This is a genomic window from Monashia sp. HAY1-5C (genome assembly GCF_056755255.1).
Genome location: NZ_JBPGXG010000248.1, coordinates 1 through 2,266 on the forward strand (window position 1 = coordinate 1; position 2,266 = coordinate 2,266).

General features: G+C 74.2%; 3 protein-coding genes. All 3 read right to left on the reverse strand.

Features of this window, described 5'->3' with window-relative positions:
- Window positions 1-16 precede the first annotated feature (16 nt).
- The 3 genes from coaE to ACR9ZK_RS21365 are packed head-to-tail and all read right to left on the reverse strand — an operon-like array spanning window position 17 to window position 2,167.
- Window positions 17-1,231: a dephospho-CoA kinase gene (gene coaE / locus ACR9ZK_RS21355; RefSeq protein ID WP_481343974.1), complete on the reverse strand. Its 1,215-nt coding sequence runs from the start codon at window positions 1,229-1,231 to the stop codon at window positions 17-19.
- Window positions 1,232-1,258: 27 nt separating this feature from the next.
- A complete protein-coding gene (locus ACR9ZK_RS21360) occupies window positions 1,259-1,720 on the reverse strand; it encodes a PPOX class F420-dependent oxidoreductase (RefSeq protein WP_481343975.1) in 462 nt (153 codons plus the stop codon).
- A 3-nt stretch (window positions 1,721-1,723) separates the two neighbouring features.
- Complete coding sequence (locus ACR9ZK_RS21365) at window positions 1,724-2,167, reverse strand: TetR/AcrR family transcriptional regulator (RefSeq protein ID WP_481343976.1); 444 nt, start codon at window positions 2,165-2,167, stop codon at window positions 1,724-1,726.
- Window positions 2,168-2,266: the final 99 nt, after the last annotated feature.

Sequence of the window (2,266 nt, forward strand, 5' to 3'; positions counted from 1 at the left end):
TCCGTCGTCGGCAGCGTCAGATGTGTATAAGAGACAGACGCCAGCCGGTGCGGCGGGCCCACGCCTCGGCACGGTGCCAGGCTCCCTCGAACCACGGCTCCTTCGCATCGACGTAGGCCGACGTGTCGTCGTCGAGCGCGAGGAGCCGGCGCTTCTCGGCGGCGTACGCGTCGCGCTCGGCCGGCTCGGCGCGCAGCCAGTCACGGAACAGCAGCGCGAAGCGCCAACCCGGCGAGCCGTGCTCGCGCACGTGGACCTGCACGACCTGGCCCGGGTCGCACCCGCCGGCGAAGCGCTTGGCCCAGGCCGACGCGTCGGCTCCTGCGGGGTGCGGGGTGTCGGCGTCGATGCCGTGGGCGACGACGTACCCGGCGTCGCGCAACGCCGTCCCGAAGGCCTCGCCGTCCGCGTCGGGAAGGTGCCGGACACCGACCTGGACGTCGATGACGTCCTTGGCCAGGAGCCCGGCCACGGAGGTCGACCCGACGTGCGACACCTCGGTGACGGCGCCGGTGCCGGCCAGGGCGGCGGCGAGGCGCGCGACGACGCGCTCGCCCCGGGCCTCCCAGTCGGCTCGCGGCTCGACCACGGCGCCACGGTCGGGGCGGCGGCTGCGCAGCCCGGCGGCGAGGTTGTCGGCCCAGGGCCGGAGGCGCTCGTGCCAGAGCCGGTCGACGGCGCCGGTCAGTGCCTCGGGCGACCCGGTGTTGTCGAGGAGCACGTCCGCGGCGACGCGTCGCTGCTCGTCGGTGGCCTGCGCGGCCATGCGGCGCCGGACGTCGTCGGCGTCGAGCCCACGCTGCTCGACGAGCCGTCGCACGCGCGTCTCCTCGTCGGCCTCGACGACGACGGACAGGTGCTCGTGCACCCAGAGGCCGCGCTCGACGAGCAGGGGCATGTCGTAGACGGACACGGCGTCCGGCGGAGCGGCCGCGCGCGACGCCGCGACGCGTCGGACGATCGCCGGGCCGGTGATGGCGTCGAGCGCAGCCAGCTCGTCCGGGTCGGCGAAGACGACGGCGGCCAGGCCCGCCCGGTCGAGGGTGCCGTCGGCGCGGACGACGGCGTCGCCGAACCGCTGCCGGATCGCCTCGAGCGTCGGCCGTCCGGGCTGGACGAGCTCGCGGGCCACGGCATCGGCATCGACGACGTGCGCGCCGAGCTCGCCGAGCCGCCGTGACACCGTCGACTTGCCCGACCCGATCCCTCCGGTGACCCCGACGCGCAGCACGGGGGCCAGCCTACGCAGGCCGGCCGGTCAGGCGAGACGGGCGGGGAAGCCTCCCTTGGCGACCGGCCCCCACCGCGTCGGGGTGACCCGCAGCAGCGACTTGCCCTGGTCGCGCATGGCCCGGCGGTACTCGTCCCAGTCCGGGTGCTCGCCGGAGACCGAGCGGTAGTAGTCGACGAGGGGCTCGACGGAGTCGGGCACGTCGATGACCTCGCAGTCACCGTCGACCTGGATCCACTCGCCCCCGAAGTCGTCGGACAGCACGAGGACGGTGACCTCCGGGCGACGCCGGGCGTTGGTCGTCTTGGCCCGCTCGGGATAGGTCGAGATGACGATGCGGCCCCGCTCGTCGACCCCGCCGGTGACCGGCGAGGCCTGGGGGCGCCCGTCCGAGCGCGTGGTCACGAGGACCATGGAGTGGCGCGGACGGACGAAGTCGAGCATCCCCTCACGGTCGACGGTCGTGCTCGTCGCGATCTGGCGCGGCATCGGTCACTGCCCTCCTGTCCCGGCCCGGTCGAAGACGGCCACGAGCGCCTCGGCCAGCCAGGCGGCGTACATCTCGTGGGTCCACCCGCAGCGGCGGACGAACCGGTCGTAGATCTCGGGGGCCGTCAACGTCCACACGAGGTCGGTGAAGCATTCCCGGTCCAGGCCTCCGGGGAGGCCGTGGGTCTCCTCGAGGGCGTCGAGCGCGTTCGTGTTGCCCGCGCGGCGCTCCGCGTCGATCGTCGCGACGAACGCCTGCAGGCCGGTGTCGCCGCCCGCGCCCTGGGCGAGGATGACGCCGAGCAGCGGGCCCACGCGCTCGTAGATCGTCGCGCACAGGGCCGCGTACGCGCGGACGAAGCCCTGGCGGTCGGGCGCGTCCGACATGGCGCGGAACTCCGGCCGGTCCTGCATGGCAACCGGCTCGTCGTCCCCGACGAGGAGCACGTCGTAGACGGCCTTGACGACGTCGGCCTTGCCGCCGATGGCGTTGTAGACGGTCTGGGCGCCTGTCTCTTATACACATCTGACGCTGCCGACGACGGA

Bases quoted from the DNA above. Each gene is read 5' to 3' on its own strand.
- ACR9ZK_RS21360 (WP_481343975.1), bottom strand. From the start codon at position 1,720: ATGCCGCGCCAGATCGCGACGAGCACGACCGTCGACCGTGAGGGGATG.